The sequence below is a fragment of the Herpetosiphon llansteffanensis genome (assembly GCF_003205875.1).
Lineage (GTDB): Bacteria > Chloroflexota > Chloroflexia > Chloroflexales > Herpetosiphonaceae > Herpetosiphon > Herpetosiphon llansteffanensis.
In genome coordinates this window covers 1-17,092 of sequence record NZ_PUBZ01000011.1, presented here as the reverse complement: position 1 = coordinate 17,092, position 17,092 = coordinate 1, and the positions used below count along the sequence as shown (strand labels likewise).

At 46.3% G+C, this 17,092-nt stretch carries 15 protein-coding genes; 6 read left to right on the top strand and 9 right to left on the bottom strand.

Features of this window, described 5'->3' with window-relative positions:
* The first annotated feature begins 19 nt into the window (after nucleotides 1-19).
* From C5S61_RS00350 to C5S61_RS00335, 4 genes are all read left to right on the top strand, one after another.
* Entirely contained in the window at nucleotides 20-1,369 is a 1,350-nt protein-coding gene (locus C5S61_RS00350; protein WP_110513156.1) for a CoA-disulfide reductase, read from the top strand.
* Nucleotides 1,370-1,386: 17 nt separating this feature from the next.
* Entirely contained in the window at nucleotides 1,387-2,112 is a 726-nt protein-coding gene (locus C5S61_RS00345) for a cyclic di-GMP-binding domain-containing protein, MshE-related (RefSeq protein ID WP_110513154.1), read from the top strand.
* Nucleotides 2,113-2,266: 154 nt separating this feature from the next.
* A complete protein-coding gene (locus C5S61_RS00340) occupies nucleotides 2,267-4,006 on the top strand; it encodes a vWA domain-containing protein (protein WP_164689138.1) in 1,740 nt (579 codons plus the stop codon).
* A 23-nt stretch (nucleotides 4,007-4,029) separates the two neighbouring features.
* Complete coding sequence (locus C5S61_RS00335; protein WP_110513150.1) at nucleotides 4,030-4,788, top strand: class I SAM-dependent methyltransferase; 759 nt, start codon at nucleotides 4,030-4,032, stop codon at nucleotides 4,786-4,788.
* Nucleotides 4,789-4,837: 49 nt separating this feature from the next.
* Here the strand turns inward: C5S61_RS00335 and csx15 are convergent, their stop codons facing one another.
* Genes csx15 through cas10 form a run of 9 tightly spaced genes read right to left on the bottom strand, consistent with a single transcriptional unit; the run spans nucleotide 4,838 to nucleotide 14,376 of the window.
* Complete coding sequence (gene csx15, locus C5S61_RS00330) at nucleotides 4,838-5,227, bottom strand: CRISPR-associated protein Csx15 (protein WP_110513148.1); 390 nt, start codon at nucleotides 5,225-5,227, stop codon at nucleotides 4,838-4,840.
* A 31-nt stretch (nucleotides 5,228-5,258) separates the two neighbouring features.
* A complete protein-coding gene (locus C5S61_RS00325) occupies nucleotides 5,259-6,116 on the bottom strand; it encodes an HFX_2341 family transcriptional regulator domain-containing protein (RefSeq protein WP_110513145.1) in 858 nt (285 codons plus the stop codon).
* A 27-nt stretch (nucleotides 6,117-6,143) separates the two neighbouring features.
* Entirely contained in the window at nucleotides 6,144-7,457 is a 1,314-nt protein-coding gene (csx2, locus tag C5S61_RS00320; protein ID WP_110513143.1) for a TIGR02221 family CRISPR-associated protein, read from the bottom strand.
* A 24-nt stretch (nucleotides 7,458-7,481) separates the two neighbouring features.
* Nucleotides 7,482-8,345, bottom strand: a complete 864-nt coding sequence (gene cmr6 / locus C5S61_RS00315; RefSeq protein ID WP_110513141.1) for a type III-B CRISPR module RAMP protein Cmr6 — start codon at nucleotides 8,343-8,345, stop codon at nucleotides 7,482-7,484.
* A complete protein-coding gene (gene cmr5 / locus C5S61_RS00310; RefSeq protein WP_110513139.1) occupies nucleotides 8,342-8,767 on the bottom strand; it encodes a type III-B CRISPR module-associated protein Cmr5 in 426 nt (141 codons plus the stop codon). The genes cmr6 and cmr5 overlap by 4 nt, the downstream gene beginning before the upstream one ends.
* 10 nt (nucleotides 8,768-8,777) lie before the next feature.
* The gene (cmr4, locus tag C5S61_RS00305; protein ID WP_110513137.1) at nucleotides 8,778-9,659 is read right to left on the bottom strand and encodes a type III-B CRISPR module RAMP protein Cmr4; all 882 of its coding nucleotides are present in this window, start codon (nucleotides 9,657-9,659) and stop codon (nucleotides 8,778-8,780) included.
* A gap of 44 nt (nucleotides 9,660-9,703) precedes the next feature.
* A complete protein-coding gene (gene cmr1 / locus C5S61_RS00300) occupies nucleotides 9,704-11,134 on the bottom strand; it encodes a type III-B CRISPR module RAMP protein Cmr1 (protein ID WP_110513135.1) in 1,431 nt (476 codons plus the stop codon).
* Complete coding sequence (locus C5S61_RS00295; RefSeq protein WP_110513133.1) at nucleotides 11,124-12,521, bottom strand: type III-B CRISPR module-associated protein Cmr3; 1,398 nt, start codon at nucleotides 12,519-12,521, stop codon at nucleotides 11,124-11,126. Before C5S61_RS00295 ends, cmr1 begins: the two co-directional genes overlap by 11 nt.
* A gap of 34 nt (nucleotides 12,522-12,555) precedes the next feature.
* Nucleotides 12,556-14,376, bottom strand: coding sequence for a type III-B CRISPR-associated protein Cas10/Cmr2 (cas10, locus tag C5S61_RS00290; protein ID WP_110513131.1), 1,821 nt, complete (start codon nucleotides 14,374-14,376; stop codon nucleotides 12,556-12,558).
* Nucleotides 14,377-14,643: 267 nt separating this feature from the next.
* Here cas10 and C5S61_RS00285 point away from each other — a divergent pair, with 267 nt between their 5' ends.
* Together C5S61_RS00285 and C5S61_RS00280 are read left to right on the top strand one after the other, a co-directional pair.
* On the top strand, nucleotides 14,644-16,182 hold the full coding sequence (locus tag C5S61_RS00285; RefSeq protein ID WP_110513129.1) for a protein kinase domain-containing protein: 1,539 nt from the start codon (nucleotides 14,644-14,646) through the stop codon (nucleotides 16,180-16,182).
* A gap of 2 nt (nucleotides 16,183-16,184) precedes the next feature.
* Nucleotides 16,185-17,069: an alpha/beta hydrolase gene (locus tag C5S61_RS00280; RefSeq protein WP_110513127.1), complete on the top strand. Its 885-nt coding sequence runs from the start codon at nucleotides 16,185-16,187 to the stop codon at nucleotides 17,067-17,069.
* Nucleotides 17,070-17,092 lie beyond the last annotated feature (23 nt).

Below are 17,092 nucleotides of genomic sequence, written 5' to 3'. Positions count from 1 at the left end.
ATAGCTAAAGGAGCCTGCAATGGCTAGCGAGCGCGTGATCGTGATTGGAGCCGTCGCCGCCGGAACGAGTGCTGCGGCCAAGGCCAAGCGCACCAATCCAGATTTGGATATTTGTGTGTATGGCCGCGAAGCGCATGTTTCCTACTCGGCGTGTGGCTTGCCCTACCTTATTAGTGGCGCGGTGAGCGATTATCAAGCCTTAATCGCCCGTACTCCAGCCCAATTTGCCCGCGATGGCGTGACGGTGAAAACCGAACATGAAGTGACCGATCTTGATGTGGCAGCTGGGCGGGTGACAGTACGCAATTTGGCCACGAATACAACATTCCACGATCATTTTGATCGATTGGTGCTGGCAACTGGCGCGCGGGTCAATTGTCCACCAGTACGAGGGATTGAACTACAGGGTGTCTTTCGGTTACGCTCAATGCATGACGGTTTAGCAATTCAAGCCTATATCAACGAGCAACAGCCCAAGCATGCGGTGGTGGTTGGTGCTGGCTATATCGGGCTAGAAATGGCCGAGGCTTTGCTTGATTTGGGCATTAGCGTGACCTTAATCAACCGGAGCAAAACAGTTTTAAGCTCGCTTGATGACGATATGAGCAAGCAAATTATCGAACGGCTTGAGACGGCGGGTGTGCATTTGGCGCTGGGCGCGGCACTCGAAGGCCTCGAAGGCAAGGCCGATACTGTGACCCATGTGGTTGCTGGCAAGGTCGATTATCCTGCCGAACTGGTGATTATTGCGACAGGCGTGCAGCCAAATAGCGAACTAGCTGCAAGCTGCGGGATTGAGCTTGGCGAAGCTGGCGCGATCAAAATTGACCAACTAGGTCGTACTACAATCGATAGGGTGTTTGCGGCTGGCGATTGCTGTACCGTTGATCATCGAATCTTAAATAAACCAGTGTATTTGCCGCTTGGCACCACTGCAAATAAACAAGGTCGAACCCTCGGAGCCTTTCTCGCAGGCCACGAGCGACCATTTCGCGGCGTTGTTGGCACATCGGTGACCAAATTTGCCGATTTACATATTGCCGCGAGCGGATTAAGTGTTGAGCAAGCTCTCCACCATGGCTACCACGTTCGTAGCAAAATCATCCATTCAACCGATCATGCGGGGTATTACCCCAATGCTCGGCCCATTACGGTTAAGTTGGTTGCCGATGCAGCCGACGGCACATTGTTGGGTGGCCAAATTATTGGCTACGACGATGTAGCAAAGCGGGTTGATGTGGTAGCGGTGGCACTCGCGGGAAGAATGACGGTAGATGAGTTTGCTTGGCAAGACCTAAGTTATGCACCCCCATTTTCATCGGTGTGGGACCCACTCTTGGTTGCTGCCCAAGCATTGGCTAAAGGCTAAGCTTGAAAGGACATTCTGTGAGCATCGAAACGCTTTTTGCCCACGCCCGTGCTGCGATTAGCACTGGCCGGAAGGAGGAGGGGCGCAGCTTATTAATTTCAATTATTCATGACGATCCCGATTTTGCGCCAGCTTGGCTGTGGCTCAGCGGGGTTTTGGAGGAGCCAGAAAAACGCCGCGATTGTTTGCAGCGGGTGCTAGAGCTTGACCCAACGAACGAAGCTGCGCTCATGGGCTTAGAATTCTTGCGCTTGCAAGTTGTGGTTGATCAAACGCCACCTGCCGCGCCGGTTGAAAAACCAGTGTCGGTGGTTAAACGCTTAGGCGAATATTTAGTTGAGCAGCGTTTTATCAAGCAAGCACAGCTAGATGCAGCGTTGAGTGAGCAAGCTCAAGAGGCCCGCTATGGCCGAATCGTGCCGCTGGGCGATATTCTGCTGCGCCGCCGCTGGCTGACCACCCAAGCGCTTGGCAAAGTTTTGGAAGTGCAAAAAATGGCTCGCGCTCAAGGTGGCCATGCCAGCACAGTCAATCGCTTGGGCGACCATCTGATTGAACAAGGCCTGATTACGCGCACCCAACTGAATCAGGTTATTGCCCGCCAAGCAGATTTGAAAGTGCGCGGCCAGCATTTTCAGGTTGGCGAGTTACTGGTGCTTTCGGGCATGCTCTCGCGCAATCAATTGCAACACGCGATTGATGAGCAACAACAAACCTTTATGCGCGAATTACCACAGCGCTAGCCTTGGGATTGTAGTATTTTCTTCTTCATTGCTTTCGCTGCGACCCAAAAGCTCGTTATAATACGACAGCATGGTGCTATCAACACCATGCTGTTTGTTCATTCAGCGCAATCATCTGGGCCTGCACCGAGATGCTTGTGAAGCATCGAGCCTTATGAATTTGCTTGTCCCATTGGGCTTAATTGGCTTAATTTCGTTGCCAATCATTGCAATTTTGCATATGGTGCGGCAGCGCCGTCAGCGCCTGCGAATTCCCACAATTCGGCTGTGGGCGGCGCTCAAACCACCACCTGAGCGCCAGCAACGCAAATTGCCATTAACCCTCTTATTGGCGTTACACCTCTTGGTTGCCGCATGTTTGGCCTTGGGCTTGACCCAACCAAGCTGGATTTTTGGAGTCAACGATCCGCGCCATGTCGTAATTATCCTCGATACCACGTCGAGCATGCTGGCGAATGGCACCTTTGCGCAAGCCCAGCAACAAACCCAAGCTTTGCTTGGCGATTTGGGCCGTGACGATAGTGTGGCTTTGGTTGAGCTGAACCACGAAGCCCGCTTACTCGGTTATGGTGGCTATGCAGAGCGCCAACAATTGCGCCAAATTGTGGCCGAGCTTGCGCCTGCTGGCAATAACGCCAATCTGGCTCAAGCGCTGAGCATTGCCAACGCCACGCTCGCCAACGATCGCCAAAATCAAATGCTAGTTTTGAGCGATGGAGTCTTGCCTGCCAGTAGTGCAGCGCTCTCGGTTACCGCCGAATTGGAGTGGCGCACGCTGGGCGAAAGCACTGCCAACAGCGGGATTGTGACCTTTGCTAGCCGCCGCTTGCCCAACCAACGCAATGCACTCTATGCCCGTGTGACTAATTTTAGCGATTTGCCAGCAGCCCGCACATTAACCTTATTGCTTGATGGCGAGCTTGAATCCGAGCAAAATATCGTGATTCAGCCTGGTGGTAGTGAAGAACGTACATGGGAAGTGGTCGCTGGCGAATTGGCCGAATTGCAACTTAGCCCCAACGACGATTATGCGGTTGATGATCGGGCGCTGGTGTCGCTTGATCGCTCTGGCTCGTTGCGGGTGCATTTGGCAACATTAACGCCATCGCCGCTGGAACGTATGCTGCGCAGTTTGCCGAATATCGAGCTGAGTGTTGGCACGGGTGTTAGCAATCAGCGGGTTGATTTGACCGTGCTGAATGGTGTATTGCCTGCGCAATTGCCCAGCAGTGCGCTGTTGATTGTCAATCCACCGCGCGACGAGCGTTTGCTCACCGAGGATAGCATTTTAGGCGAACAGGCAAGCAGTGCGGTGCTTGATGCCGATTTTGCTGGCATCGATCTGTCGAGTGTGCAATGGGGCGGTCGCCGCCCAATGACCCGCGAGAATATTCCAACTGGTCTGACCAGTGTGATCGAAACCGATACCCAACTGCCCTTGGTGTTGCGTGGCACGTGGCAAGAGCAAGCAACCATTGTTTGGTTGTTTAATTTGGATAATGCTAATCTCAGCGCCAAATTGGCCTTCCCCTTGTTGACCGCAGCGAGCATTGCCAACCTCACGGGCGGATCGTTGCCTGAGCAGCTGGCCGCTGGCAGTTTTGCCCCGAATACACCATTAACTCGCCCTGATGGCCAGACGCAAGCGCTCGATCAACGGCTGAACCAAGCTGGTTTATATCGGGTGGTTGGCAGCAATCGCGGCGGGATAGCGGTTAATTTTGGCGATCCCCAAGAATCGAATCTTCAGCAACAAAGCCAACCAACAATCAGTCAAATTGCTCAGCCTGAGGGCGACCGCTTAGCACCCCAAGGCACGCCATTATGGCCAATTTTGATTGGCTTGGCGTTGGCGTTGCTGGTGGTTGAATGGTGGTATAGCTTTCGCAGCTAAGTGTAGTGTGAAGGAGACCGACAATGAGCGATAACCGTCAACGGTTTAGCAATCGGGTTGCCGATTATGTGCAATTTCGCCCGAACTACCCGAGCGAAATTTTTGGGCCATTGCACCAGCAGCATGGCTTTGGCTCAAGCTCAATCGTGGCCGATATTGGGGCTGGCACGGGCATTTGGAGCGAGCAATTATTAGAGCATGGCGCAACGGTGTATGCCATTGAGCCAAACGCGCCGATGCGCGAAGCCAGCTTACAACTTGCAGCGCGTTATCCGCAATTTCAGGCGCTTGATGGTAGTGCTGAAGCCACTGGTTTAGCTGATCAGAGCGTCAATTGGATTACGGCAGCCCAAGCGTTTCACTGGTTTGAGCCAAATGCTACGCGCCGCGAATGGCAGCGAATTTTGCGGCCTGAAGGCTGGGTTGCGCTAATTTGGAACCAACGCGCGCTTGATGCTACGCCATTTTTGCGTCAATACGAAGCGCTCTTACACCAATTTGGCACCGATTATTCGAGCGTCAAACACACCAATATCGAGCCGCAATTGATTAGCGACTTTTTTGGCCAGCAACCAGCCTGCTACACCGCCCAAAATGCCCAATATTTTGATCAAGCTGGCTTGCTTGGCCGCGCATTTTCGTCGTCGTACACGCCAACGCCTGAGCAACCAAGCTACCAAGCCTTGCGTCAAGGCCTCATCGACGCATGGGAACAGCATCAAGTTGCGGGCAACGTCGCCTTTTTATACACCACAACGGTCTATGTTGGGCGCTTTAGCTAAGTTCAAGCGCAGGGCATAGAATCAAACTCATCTATGCCCTACATTGGTACTATAGTTTGGGAATGCGCCGTGTGCGCGCAACTTGGCGAATCGCATCCAAATTGCAAATTTCAGCCACCTCAAACACTGTGGGAGTTGTGTTTGGTACAGGCCGCATATTGATAATTGGCAGAAAATAGCCTGAACGCCCATGCAGCTCAGCGATAACCGCCAAGGCCAGCGGAGCCAAACCTGGAGGGTTGATAATAATCGGCACAGTTTGCCAATCGGCGGTTTTCAAGCCAACGCTTTCGACTAAATCGTAAGCAACCTCAGCCAAAGGCCGCATCCGGCTAACTTGGGTATCGACAAAACACAGTTGCGGCGTTTCATCAACGATTGTTACTACTTGGCTAAACTGCGCATCAGTCAATGGGTGGGCAAAGTTAATCAGGAGCATAGGCTTTCCTTTGGTAAATTCCACTCAAACATTATCTCTTAATAGTATTTAATATTTTTGCTTCAGACTCTTCATCAATAGTTGAACCATCAAAATTGATTGAAATAATTTTTACATTTGATGCATCTGCTAGTGCTAATTGGGATTTGCCGGGTTTTTCCGTAATAATCAGTATTTTATTCGAATAAATACCTAATTGTAAACCCGTTGTATTAAGCTGTCTCGTACCTTCAATTTTTGTACCTTTTTTACCATGTTTAATCTCAATAATGCCGAAGTGATTACCATTACGATAAATGACATCTAGCTCAAGTTGTCCAGACAAAGAACTTATAGCCGATAATATTTCAATATTATTTTTCTCTAATATAGCGATAACTGCTTGTTCAAAAGGCTCTTTTGCTTGCTCTATAGACCAATTTCCTAAACCTAAATGAACATCTAGCCAATCCTCTAGGGTTATATAAGGTGGTATAGAAGTTTCTTGCACTAGATGAAATTCAAAATCTTTCCAATCATATGTATACAATTTACTTTTTCCTGCTTCACTCTCAAGATAAACCACAGGAAAGTTATGTTTCCGTGCCACTTGAGAAGCGGCAAAAGACATGGGTTTAGTTCCTCCAGTAACATTGAAATAAATTTCATTACCTTCTTTCAGCTTAGAAATGCTTTCTTCTATCTGCTGGGTGATCATCGGTATATCATAAGAATTCGTAGATACAATTTCAGTTTCAATATTTTTTGATTTTAAAAGATCTACGGTGTTATTCGCTTTTTTAACTGTTTCATTAGTATAAATCAGCATTGCTAAATCTGGTTTAAGGTGATAGATAGGGATAAGATTCGGCAAGGGTTGCGCTCCGACTAGAGATAAAAGAATTTTCATATAAGACTCCTTGAGTTAAAATAATAATTAATGAAGAATACTTTTCAATTTATCATATAAAACTTGACTTTTTTCAATGATAAACTTTGCTGTCTGAGCCTTAGGTTCATCCATTCCACAATGGGCTATATCATTTCTAAGATTAGGGATATTAATTACTAAACTTCCGTCACTTGAGGCATCAAAGATAAAATTTTTCCAAATCTCATGTATTTCGGCGACATAGATCTTAAGCTTACCTTGAATAGATCGGTTAGTGGAATGGCGAGCATTACTAATCCAAGATTTGATCGTATCACGTTGTGAATGCTCAAATAATCCGTCGCAACCTTGATAATACATAGCTAGCGAAACCAACCACTCACGGGCTAAAGTCATGGCTTGAATTGGCAATCCCTTTTCGAGATACCACTTAATCATATCAAGTTGAACTGCTAAAAAAGCTCGTTGTTGATGGCGAGCTGCCGTATAAGCGTCAGTTAATGCTGCAACTGGTTCATCGACAATCGCAAACGAGCTATATTCAGCCTTGATGCGTTCCAACAATTGTTGATATGGCTGCATTGCTGGGTCTTGTTGAACAGCGACATCAACCTTGGCTAAGGCTTGCTCAAAGCCCGAGGCAGCTTGAATCACGCCAACTGGGCGAGTGGTTAGCAATTCCTGGGAGAGGGTTTGCATTTGCTCAGCAAAATCTTTGACGGCTTGATTTTCAAACGATTCTGCCAGCTTGGTCAATTGCTCTGCGCGGCCAGTTTGGAGAAAGGTATTGGTGGCGGTCGTCCAGTCAAGCAGGGTTAAAAATGGAGTCAAGTCGAAAACCGGAGTTTTCGTTGCTGGATCATCATTGGGGAATTTAATTTCTCCATTAGGAAGAATAATAGATTCTTTGGCCTCAAATGCACCATAAACTAACGCTTTTATCTCTACATTGCGAACGACTTTCAAAAATGCTGCCATAATCAAGACTAAAACAGGTTGTGAGCGAAAAGCATTGGTAATATCAAAAATAATTTGATCATCGGAATTAATTCTTTTAATAGTTTTGCCGAATATTTCCCATAACTCGGCTTCATTTTGGCCTGACTTGATGTCGATTGGTGTGGCAATAATTGTTTGTTTAGCGAGTGTTTTTTGTAAATTATCTGCTTCAGGACTATCCCAATGTTTTGCTCTTGCTTCTTTTGTCATAACAATATAGATTTCATCGATCTCAGGGAAGAACTCGGTTAGTGTTGCGCCAAAGAATTTATGGGTTGTTGCAATTTGTGTATTGAGTGTATAGTTCGTGTATTGATAATTATTTATCCCTAAGAAGCTAATTGCCTTAATTTTTGCCATGATTGATTCCTTTCAATAACCTAATTAACCTTGATAGTCTGCAAGTTTCATCCGTCCATAGCCACTTGAGGTTTTTGCGCCAACACCCATATGCGTGAGGCCATTGGCTAGGATAGTTCGGGCGGCATCACGCCAACCTTCTGCTCCGCTGAGTGCTACCAAATATTTACCTGTGGCACTGAGAAACGAAATAATTGTCGGGCTATCCCAATCGGCTGGCGGAATACTTTGGGCCTCATCATTACCGGGATTAAGCTTTTTCTTGCCTTGATAATACTCAGGATGATGCACCGTAATCACATCAGGATGCAAGGGGCCGCCATGTTCTTTGGCAGAGTTGGGAATATACAAGGCATCGTAAAAGCTTACACAGCCACTTAGCTCGGTTGTGCCAAATAATTCGCGATGAAATTTGCCACCCTTCGCCCAATCGTTGAGGCTATCAGCATTGGCAGCTCCTTGGCCAAGGCGTTGGTGAGCAAAACTTGATGCCAATCCCTTCAAGGCGCTGCCTGGAATGTAAGGCATGCCATAGGTGTGCTGCAAAGCAATTGAGTTTTCGAGCACACTTTCGGCCCCTAGCCCAACCACCATCCGGCCAAGTACGGTTGCTTCTAGCAAACAAATTCCATCTATGGCGCGTAAACTAGCCTTCCAGCGCTTAAAAAACCGTTCATAGATTCCAGTTTGGTCTTGTTTATTGGCGATGTTGGCAACTCTACAAAAATGTTCAGTTAATGGATTATCCGATGTGCATTCATCAGGTTTAATTGAAGATTTTCCGTCTTGTTGGGGCAAATACCGATCAAGCCATAAGCCTGCATTACAATCAATAGGCTTATTTTCGATTGAAAGGTGCTCATATTTAATCTTTAAACTACTTCTCATTCTTCATCTCCCTGCTTTTCATCGAGTTGATCGGTTGGATCAACCCCAAGTATGCTTTGGGCAAAGCGTTTATACCATAACAACGCATCAAGCAACTGTTGTGTTATGTACATATAACTTGATAGATCTACCTGAATGGTATATTGAACGATATCTGGCGTATCTAGATTTATTGTTTTTGTAAGATGACTTAGGAATAAACTAAATTCATCTTCTTTGCCAGTTTCCTTTTTCTTACTCCTTGAACTAATAAATACTAAAGTTTGAGCAAGACCAGCAGTTCTAATTAATATAGGTAATTGATGGGCTATTACACCATAACGTTTCTGATTAGCTACAGGTTGTTGCTTAATTTCTTGAATTTGTTGATAAATTACTGATGCAAATTTCTGATCGCGGGTTTGAAAAACTGAATTACTCATGCTATTGCTCCTATTTCACAATTACGCGACAAATACCGCGCCCGACGGTTGCTTTGCCGCCAAGCTGAATTGGTTTTTCGCAAAGCTTCTCAAGATCGCTGGCCATTGCATCCAAATATGTTTGGTTTGCTTTTGGCGGCGCAATCAACATCAAACCAGTCAAAATCGATTCTGCTGGCAATGCTTCTTCATACCATAAAGCGCCTTGCTTAACAGTTTTTTTATTATCATCAAGGCTAATGCGGGCGGTTATTTCAGTTGCAGTGTTGAGTAAAAAGCTCAAAACATTATCATGAACGATGCACAGGCGTTGCAGAAAAAGGTCGTTCCAATATTTTTCGTCTTTTTTATTTGAGTCAAAAAGATTCTTAGCGATGAATGATCCCCATTGATTAACTTCAGGTCGATCTTTTGCAATAAAATCAAGATCTTCAAGATACACTTTGGTATTTGCAGTGAGACTTGATTTTTGGGTTACAAGACATTGAGTTGCTTCATCAAGCTGGATAGGCGCTAACTCTCTCAGCTGAGAATGATTAGTATCGGCTAACCCGCGCGCAAATCGATTGAGAATGTAGGGCGAGCTAACCCATGCGAACGTGCCATACAAGCTGCGCACAGGCAGACAAAGCAGATGTAAATCGGAGAATTGCACCGCTCCCATGGTCAAATTCTCAGCTTCTGAATGCCCAAAAATTCGGTGTGTTACATTATTTTCCAGTATATCAGTCGCACGATCACGCAACGGGCCTTTGAGTGATGAACCTGGCAAATAGGGCAAGTTGGTGGCTTTTTCGCGGGCAATCGGCAAATCGATGACCCCAGCGCCTTGGCCAGTGCCAGCATGAAGTGGTGAAAGGGCATGGACAAAAACAAGTTTGGTGAGATTCATGATTTATGCTCCTAATTTAAGTAAGAATTTTTGAAGGATAGTAATTATTTTTCTTTCGGCATCTTTTCCTTAAGATAGGCTAAAAATGCTTCAAGGATATCGGTTTGGTGATTTAGCAATGAACCTGCTGCTTGATTATTTTCAATTTTTTTAATTTGTGTTGCCTCGTTAATAGTTAACCTTTGTTGAAATGTCTTGGTATTATTGTCTGGATCTGCAAGCTCTTGAGTTCCTTGTGTTAACTTTAATTGGTTAGGAACTCTAGTTTTGCTCAAAACTAAGACAATTCCAAGATAACTTTTATCAGCACATTGAATTATTTTTATGATTAAAGGACTTGAAAATCGTTCAAAATCTTTAGGATTTAATGTTGTATCATCAGGATCGCCATTTGTTCCAAAGTGAAATATTATTGGTAAACCAAAGGTAGCACGTGGGAATTTACTAATTGTAACAATATCTTTTTTATGAGTAAACGATCTTTTCTTAGTAATTCTCCGTATATAATCTGGCTCAGGCCAATAGTTTCTACCAAATTTTCTTCCATCCTGAATTCGTTGATGTCGGAATTTCTTCAATTTATCAATTAATGAAATCCATATATTTATATCGAATGATTTCTCTTTAGATAAAAAGACTTGATTATTACGAAAACTTTCAACAATATTTGGTACATACTCGATCCATTCGGAGGTTTTTAAAGCATAACCATCGATCTTCTCTTTTAACCAACCTTCAGCTGATTCTACAGATGACGGTTTCTCACTACCGTCAATTCGGGTGATTGAACCAAATCCACGTCGTGTACGACCACCAACGCCGCCAAACATTTCCCAAGCCCACAATGCTGCTAGAATTTCAAGTTCAAAACATTTGTGATATGTAATCTCTAAATCGAAATGGATGTTATGGGTAAGGTTTTTAATTTGATCATAATTACCTGTTTCTCCAATCTCTTGTGCTTCATCGGTTGTTGGTTGTAGAGGAAATGTGGCATATTCAGGGACAGGGATGGGCGTTTTTTGATTAAATCTGGGCATGAATTTATTAGGGTCTTGATTGGTTGGGATAACTTTATACGGAGTAATTTGATACTTTCCTTCCCTGTTTTGGCTGTGAATAACCTCAGTAACGTTAATTTGTACAGATCTTAAAAGGTGTTGATATTCGATGGAATCACTATTCGAGCTGGCACTACCCCAAATCTCGGCTTCTTTTGCACGTAATTCATCGATGGTGCTATAACCACCACCACGAATCGCCCGCCACCAAAAGCGGAGCTGGCCACGAATCCCACTAGCGCGAATTGGTGTGATTGGATCGTTTACACCAGCCTTAACGCCACCACCAAATAATGGAGTGATCAGCTTGTAGCTGCGGGTTTCGGTGATATAGGTGTGTGCGCCAACGGTAAATTCGCTTGGCGCTTGATACTCTATAGGATCTGGTGCGGAAATAGTTGGTTTACGATTCATCGAATAGCTCCTTAAGTTTAACAAATTCACCATCCCAAGTTCCAAATACAGCCAAGCCAAAGCCATCGCGGCGATCTTGCTCTGGATGCACTTCTTTTTCTTGGTTATCTGTATTGGCAGATCCATTTGGTTTCGGTACATCATCACTAATGCATTGCATCCAAAGCTTGCGAACCCAAGTTTCAATTGCTGTTGAAGTCCCATCTAAATCTAGAAAAAAGACCGTGCCAGCGGGAGCTAGGCGGCGAGTTGGTTTGGCCTTACGAATTGCTAAATCCCAGCCTGAAATAACTTGAGCGCGTTTGATTGCAATTGCCTCAAGTTTTGGCTGTACGCCATCAACATCACGGCATAGCCACGTTGGTCGATAGCCTTCGCTAAACATCGCTGGGGTGAGCAAAATCAGGCGACAAAATCCTGTTTGCCCAATTTTTGTAGCAATTTCATCGATTGTTGCTTGATCATAGGGAGAACAATTGGTTGTTGGAACGTTATGCCAAGTAGCCAAACGGCGTTCACCGCCAAGTGGTGCTAGCTTGATTGCTGGGACTGCAAGCTGGGTTTGGTTGTAATCGGCTTTGACGAATAACGCTAGGCGTTGGGCCTCGGCAAGTTGACCATCATTCGCTTGGGTAAAAGTTAGCCCGCGAGTTTGAAATAAGCGACCATCTTCAGCGCTCTGACGATTAGGATCAATTTGGGTATGCGTCCGTTGATCAATTGACAAGCCTTTAATGCCCAAATCAGTGCTTTTTTGAACAGAGCAAGTTTGGGTTTGATCAATCAACCCTTCTGGATGGTGCAACCATTGCAGAAAATACTTCCAATACCAAAATTGAGGTTGCTCTTTGGCAGGCTTACGCGGATCGGCCTCGACTAAACCAACCAAGCCAAGTTCATCGAAATCGCTGCTAAACCCAGTATGAGCCTGAATTGGCACTAATCGGCGGAGCCATGATTCAGTCGCAGGTTTTGATAGTTGATCGTCTGTTGCTTGGGCTGCGGTTTTGACATCAGGCTCAAATAACAATGCATCAGCAGGTGCAGGGCATAGGAATTCAGGCTCATCTTTTGCTTGATTTGGATTGGGTAATTTGAATAATAAAGGCCCATAAATTTGTATTTGCTTAACAAGTTCTATTTTGGATAAATTAAATTCACCACGGTCATTTTTTCCGGCTTGGGTACGAATAACCCCTGCTAAAACCGATGGCGGCGGAAACGACTGGGTATAAGCGCGTGCTCCAGGCGTGTTGTTAAATGGTCGGCCATCGCGCACAATCAACGGGTCGCGTGGCTCGATCAGCCATTGACCAGTGCTGGGTTTTGATGACTCTGATTCTTGGTTTCTTGTGGATGAACCACGACGTTGTTTATTTCGTGACATCAATTAACTCCTTGAAATCCTGTTGATCCGAATATTATTCGCCTGTAGTCAATTTGTTGGCTTTGTCAATAAATTCCGCAATAATTACTTCATCAGCAAATTGCTGAATAATGGAATGCGGCTTGGTATTTTCATCTTCCAATAAATCATTAACTATTTTAAGTAATTGTTCAGCAATCCCATCAGCAACTTTTACCCCGTTGCTGGTATGTTTGCGCTCGATAATTCGTTTGGCTTCGGCGCGAAAAATTTCGGCAGGCAAGTCTTTTAATCGGATGGATAAATCATGCAGTTCAAAAGCAAAGCCAAGAGGAATCTGATCTACTTGATGCCATTCAATTAACTTTTTGAGCCGTTCATAGAGCGGAAGTTTTCCCTCAGCATTAACCCATGATCCTGCGATAATTCTGTCTGCGCCGCCACGTTTGCTCAGGTTGATAGCCAGCGCATTTTTGCCTGCAATACCTTTGGCTTTTTTCTCGGCGGCGCGTGCCAACTCCAAGGCATCGGATAATGGCTCCAAGTGGTGAACAATTGCAATGCCAACCGAGAGCGTTGGCGAACATCCTTCTTCATTTTTAAATTCACCTAGCAACTCTGCAAATGTAGTAGCTAATTGTTTTGCGCAGGCTAACACTGTATGTAATGGTAAAAATGCTAAAACATCATCGCCACCTGAATAAACTAAGGCTCCTTGAAATTCAGAATCAACTATTGTTTTAACAGCTCCTGCAAACAGCGTTAGTTGCTTAGAAATAGCTTGATGTTTAATTAGATCCGATTGAAAATTAATTACACTCCCCATCGCATCGCCATCAGCATGCAAAATGGCATAGTAGGGAATGGGGCGTTGTTTAATTCCTAGATCTCGATAAAATGTCTCGAGTGCTTTTTGGGCATCAGATAAATCATCACCTTCTAATGTATCGTTGAATCTTTCAGTAAATAATAGTGATCCGTCGTAATAGCCAAGCAGTGATTGGGGTTCTTTATGCATTAACCTTTCAGATTTTCTTGTTCTCCAGGGAAGTTTTCGGAGATATTCATTAAATGCTTTGCGAAATAATTGTTTATTTACCAGTTCTAGGCGTTCAAAAAATGAACCTGCTGCCATATGCGAAGTGCTTAAAAATCGAGTTTGGTCACTATTTATAGTCGTATAACCATGACGTTTGAGAATATCTACGCCTGATAAACGTTCGCCAACGTTGATTCCATAATTGCGATAGAGATTGGCAACGATTTTGGCGTATTCTGGTGAGGTATTGACTAAACCAGCAGGTGGATAGAATCGTTCATTAATCACCGATTCGCGTTCGCCGTCGATTGAGGATTTTGGCACGTTATCACCCCACGTTACCTTGCCAAAGTTACGGGTATTTTTGCGCGCCGCCATCAAGTGCTCAAGCTGCTTGCGGGTTTCGCCATATTTAGCATCGCTTGATAAGGGTAGGGAAACCCAATTGAATTCAACTAAGGCATCAATTTGTTCTTCGGCTTGTGTTTGCTCAAACCTACCTGTTACTTTGGCGAATGCTCCCTCACGAATCTCATTTAAACGAGTGGTTAAAGCTTGGTGGGCTAAAACTGCTTGGACTTTGGGATCGTCTTTAATTTTGACGAGAATTTTGTTGGGCACATTGAATGCACTGTTTGGCTCTAAATCTTGAGGTAGATTGGTTGGATAGGGAAAGATTAGTGCTTCTTTCCCCTGCGTTTCATAAATACTTTTCGCTGCCGCTTTGGCCATTTCGCTAAGCAACCATGAACCAAACCAGAGGTCGCGAGTCCGACGTGCACTCGCAATGAAATCTTGAACTGGGCCAATCGAGATAAGTAGTAAAGAATTCGTCATCACAACTCCTCAGAGAGCTAACGAGTGAAAGAGCGTGGTATAGTTGAAGTGGCTTGGCACAATGCTGGAAGTTAAGTTGTAGGCTCGCAAGCAGGGCTAAGCATGAGCCTTTACTTAGATATAGGTGCAATTTAAAATGATTTCTTGCATGCTTTTTGAGCAATTTAATGCTTAATTCTTGATTAATGATTGCCACCACCCTTTGACTTTTGACGTATCAATCGTTGATAATACAAGCTACGCAATCATGTAGCGGCGGGAGAAACTGTGTTTGCTGATTTGCTGCCTGATGGCACGATAGTTCAAGGACAACGTGATCAATATCGGATTCTCGGCCTCATCGGGCGCGGCGGCATGGGCGCGGTCTATCGCTGCGAGCGCATGAGTGATGGCTCGACTTGGGCACTTAAAGAGATGCGTCCACCAGTTGAGGCTGCCCCAGAGGAGATTGCCGAAAATCGCAAGCTTTTCGACCAAGAATCGCAATTGTTGCAAACGCTCGATCATCCAAACTTGCCCAAAGTGATCGATTCTTTTGATCAGGCTGGTCGCCCGACGCTGGTGATGGAGTTTGTGCAAGGCAAAACGCTTGAAGATAAGCAGCGTGAAACCAATGCGCCATTTTTTCAACGCGATGTGGTCAATTGGGGGATTCAAATTGCGCGGGTGTTGAATTATTTGCACACCCAAAATCCACCAATTATCTTCCGCGATATGAAGCCACCAAATGTGATGCTTACGCCTGAGGGCATTATTAAACTGATTGATTTTGGCGTGGCGCGTACTTACAAAACCAATAAAAGCAAAGATACGGTGGCGATGGGTTCGGCAGGCTATGCGCCGCCAGAGCAGTATGGCAAGGGCCAAACTGATGCCCGCGCCGATATTTATGCTTTGGGCGCGACCTTGCTGCATATGCTCACCAACTTGCCGCCTGTGCCGCTGCAAACGCCCAAAGATGGCTCGTTAATTCGACATAATCAATCGGTTACGCCGGAGATGGAACAGGTGATTATCAAGGCCATGGCGATGGATCGCGATAAGCGCTTTCAAACGATGGCTTCATTTGAGCAAGCCTTGTTGGCGGTCGATCGTGGCGTTATTGTGCCCGATAAGCTTGATGATCCAACGATGATGCCAACGCCAGCGCCAGTGTTTAACAATCCTGATCCTGCGTGGGGCAATCCGAATCCAAATCCAGCGCCAGCCTGGGGTAATCCAAACCCTGCGCCAGCGTGGGGCAGCCAGAATCCAAATCCTGCGCCAGCGTGGGGTGCGCCGCAGCAGCCAAATTATCAGCAACCGATGGCGCAGCCTGTGCCGCAACCAGTGCCACAGCAATCAGTGCCATCGTGGGCTCCACCAGTCCAGACTCCAGCTTGGTCGCCGCCACCGCAGGCCAATGGCCCAATTTGCGATCAATGTGGGCGGATGAATAAGCCGAATGCCCGATTTTGCGCTGGTTGTGGTGCTGCAATCAAGCGGGCTGTGCCAAAGCTGGTGATTACCTCGCCGCGTGCGGTTTGGGAATTGGCATTAACTCATTTTCCATGTCGCATTGGGCGACGCGATCCAGCCCAAAATCATCATCCTGAGATCGATTTGGCTGAGCATGATCGTGGCGTAGCTTCCCGTCGCCATGCTGTGATTGAGCAACAGGGCGATCATCATTTATTAATTGATTTGGGCAGCATTAATGGTACAAGCATCAACGGCGTGCCGATGACCGCCTATCAACCACACCATCTGCGGCCAGGCGACCGCATTCGGATTGGCGATGTTGAGATGGTCTTTAGTATCGAGTAAGTATGAAACGTAAATTATTGCTTGGAGCTGGCCTAAGTGCCGCCGCTAGTACGCTTGCAGGCATTGCCGCCTATGCTGCCCATCGCTTGAGCGGCCCAACCGCTGCGCTCAAACGCGAAACATTGTTTGCCTTCACGCCGTTTGAAACTGGCGTTGATTGGGAAGAAGTGCGATTTGCTTCGGTCGATGGCCTGCAAATTCGGGCTTGGTGGCTGGCGCGGCCTGAAAGCAAGCGCGTTGTAATTGGCTGCCACGGCCATCGCGGGCGCAAAGATGAGTTGCTGGGCATTGGCTCGGGCTTGTGGCGCGCTGGCATGAATGTATTAATTTTCGATTTTCGCGGGCGTGGCGATAGCGATGATTCGATTTGTTCGTTGGCCTACCACGAAGTTGGCGATTTGCACGGCGCGATCAACTATGTGCAAGAGCGCATGCCAGCGGCCCAAATTGGGGTAATTGGCTATTCGATGGGTGCGGCTGTGAGCCTGTTGGGCAGCGCCGATCAACCGGCAGTTAAGGCAGTGGTTGCCGATAGCAGCTTTGCTGAAATGGCTAATTTGGTTGATTTTGCCTTTGCTAATCGACGTTTGCCCCGTCGTCCCTTGCGCGCGTTGGCCGACCAGATTACAGCGCAACGCTATGGTTATCGCTTTGAAGCGGTGCGGCCAATCGAGGCCTTGATTCGCTATGGTCAACGGCCTTTGCTGGTTATTCACTGCACTGGCGACACCGTGATTCCGCTGATCGATGCCTACGATTTGCATGCTGCCGCCCAAGGCCCCAAAGAACTGTGGATCGTTGAAGATATGCCGCATTGTGGCGCGTATTTCGCCGATCGGCCAGCCTATGTTAAACGAGTGGCCGAGTTTTTCGAGCGCTATTTGTAAGTTGGGGGTCGGGGGTTAGGGAT

Coding starts and splice junctions, on each gene's coding strand:
- csx15 (WP_110513148.1), bottom strand. CDS start 5,227: ATGCTCCTGATTAACTTTGCCCACCCATTGACTGATGCGCAGTTTAGC.
- C5S61_RS00295 (WP_110513133.1), bottom strand. CDS start 12,521: ATGTCACGAAATAAACAACGTCGTGGTTCATCCACAAGAAACCAAGAA.
- cmr4 (WP_110513137.1), bottom strand. CDS start 9,659: ATGAATCTCACCAAACTTGTTTTTGTCCATGCCCTTTCACCACTTCAT.
- csx2 (WP_110513143.1), bottom strand. CDS start 7,457: ATGGCAAAAATTAAGGCAATTAGCTTCTTAGGGATAAATAATTATCAA.
- C5S61_RS00335 (WP_110513150.1), top strand. CDS start 4,030: ATGAGCGATAACCGTCAACGGTTTAGCAATCGGGTTGCCGATTATGTG.
- C5S61_RS00350 (WP_110513156.1), top strand. CDS start 20: ATGGCTAGCGAGCGCGTGATCGTGATTGGAGCCGTCGCCGCCGGAACG.
- C5S61_RS00280 (WP_110513127.1), top strand. CDS start 16,185: ATGAAACGTAAATTATTGCTTGGAGCTGGCCTAAGTGCCGCCGCTAGT.
- cmr5 (WP_110513139.1), bottom strand. CDS start 8,767: ATGAGTAATTCAGTTTTTCAAACCCGCGATCAGAAATTTGCATCAGTA.
- cas10 (WP_110513131.1), bottom strand. CDS start 14,376: ATGACGAATTCTTTACTACTTATCTCGATTGGCCCAGTTCAAGATTTC.
- C5S61_RS00340 (WP_164689138.1), top strand. CDS start 2,267: ATGAATTTGCTTGTCCCATTGGGCTTAATTGGCTTAATTTCGTTGCCA.
- cmr6 (WP_110513141.1), bottom strand. CDS start 8,345: ATGAGAAGTAGTTTAAAGATTAAATATGAGCACCTTTCAATCGAAAAT.
- cmr1 (WP_110513135.1), bottom strand. CDS start 11,134: ATGAATCGTAAACCAACTATTTCCGCACCAGATCCTATAGAGTATCAA.
- C5S61_RS00325 (WP_110513145.1), bottom strand. CDS start 6,116: ATGAAAATTCTTTTATCTCTAGTCGGAGCGCAACCCTTGCCGAATCTT.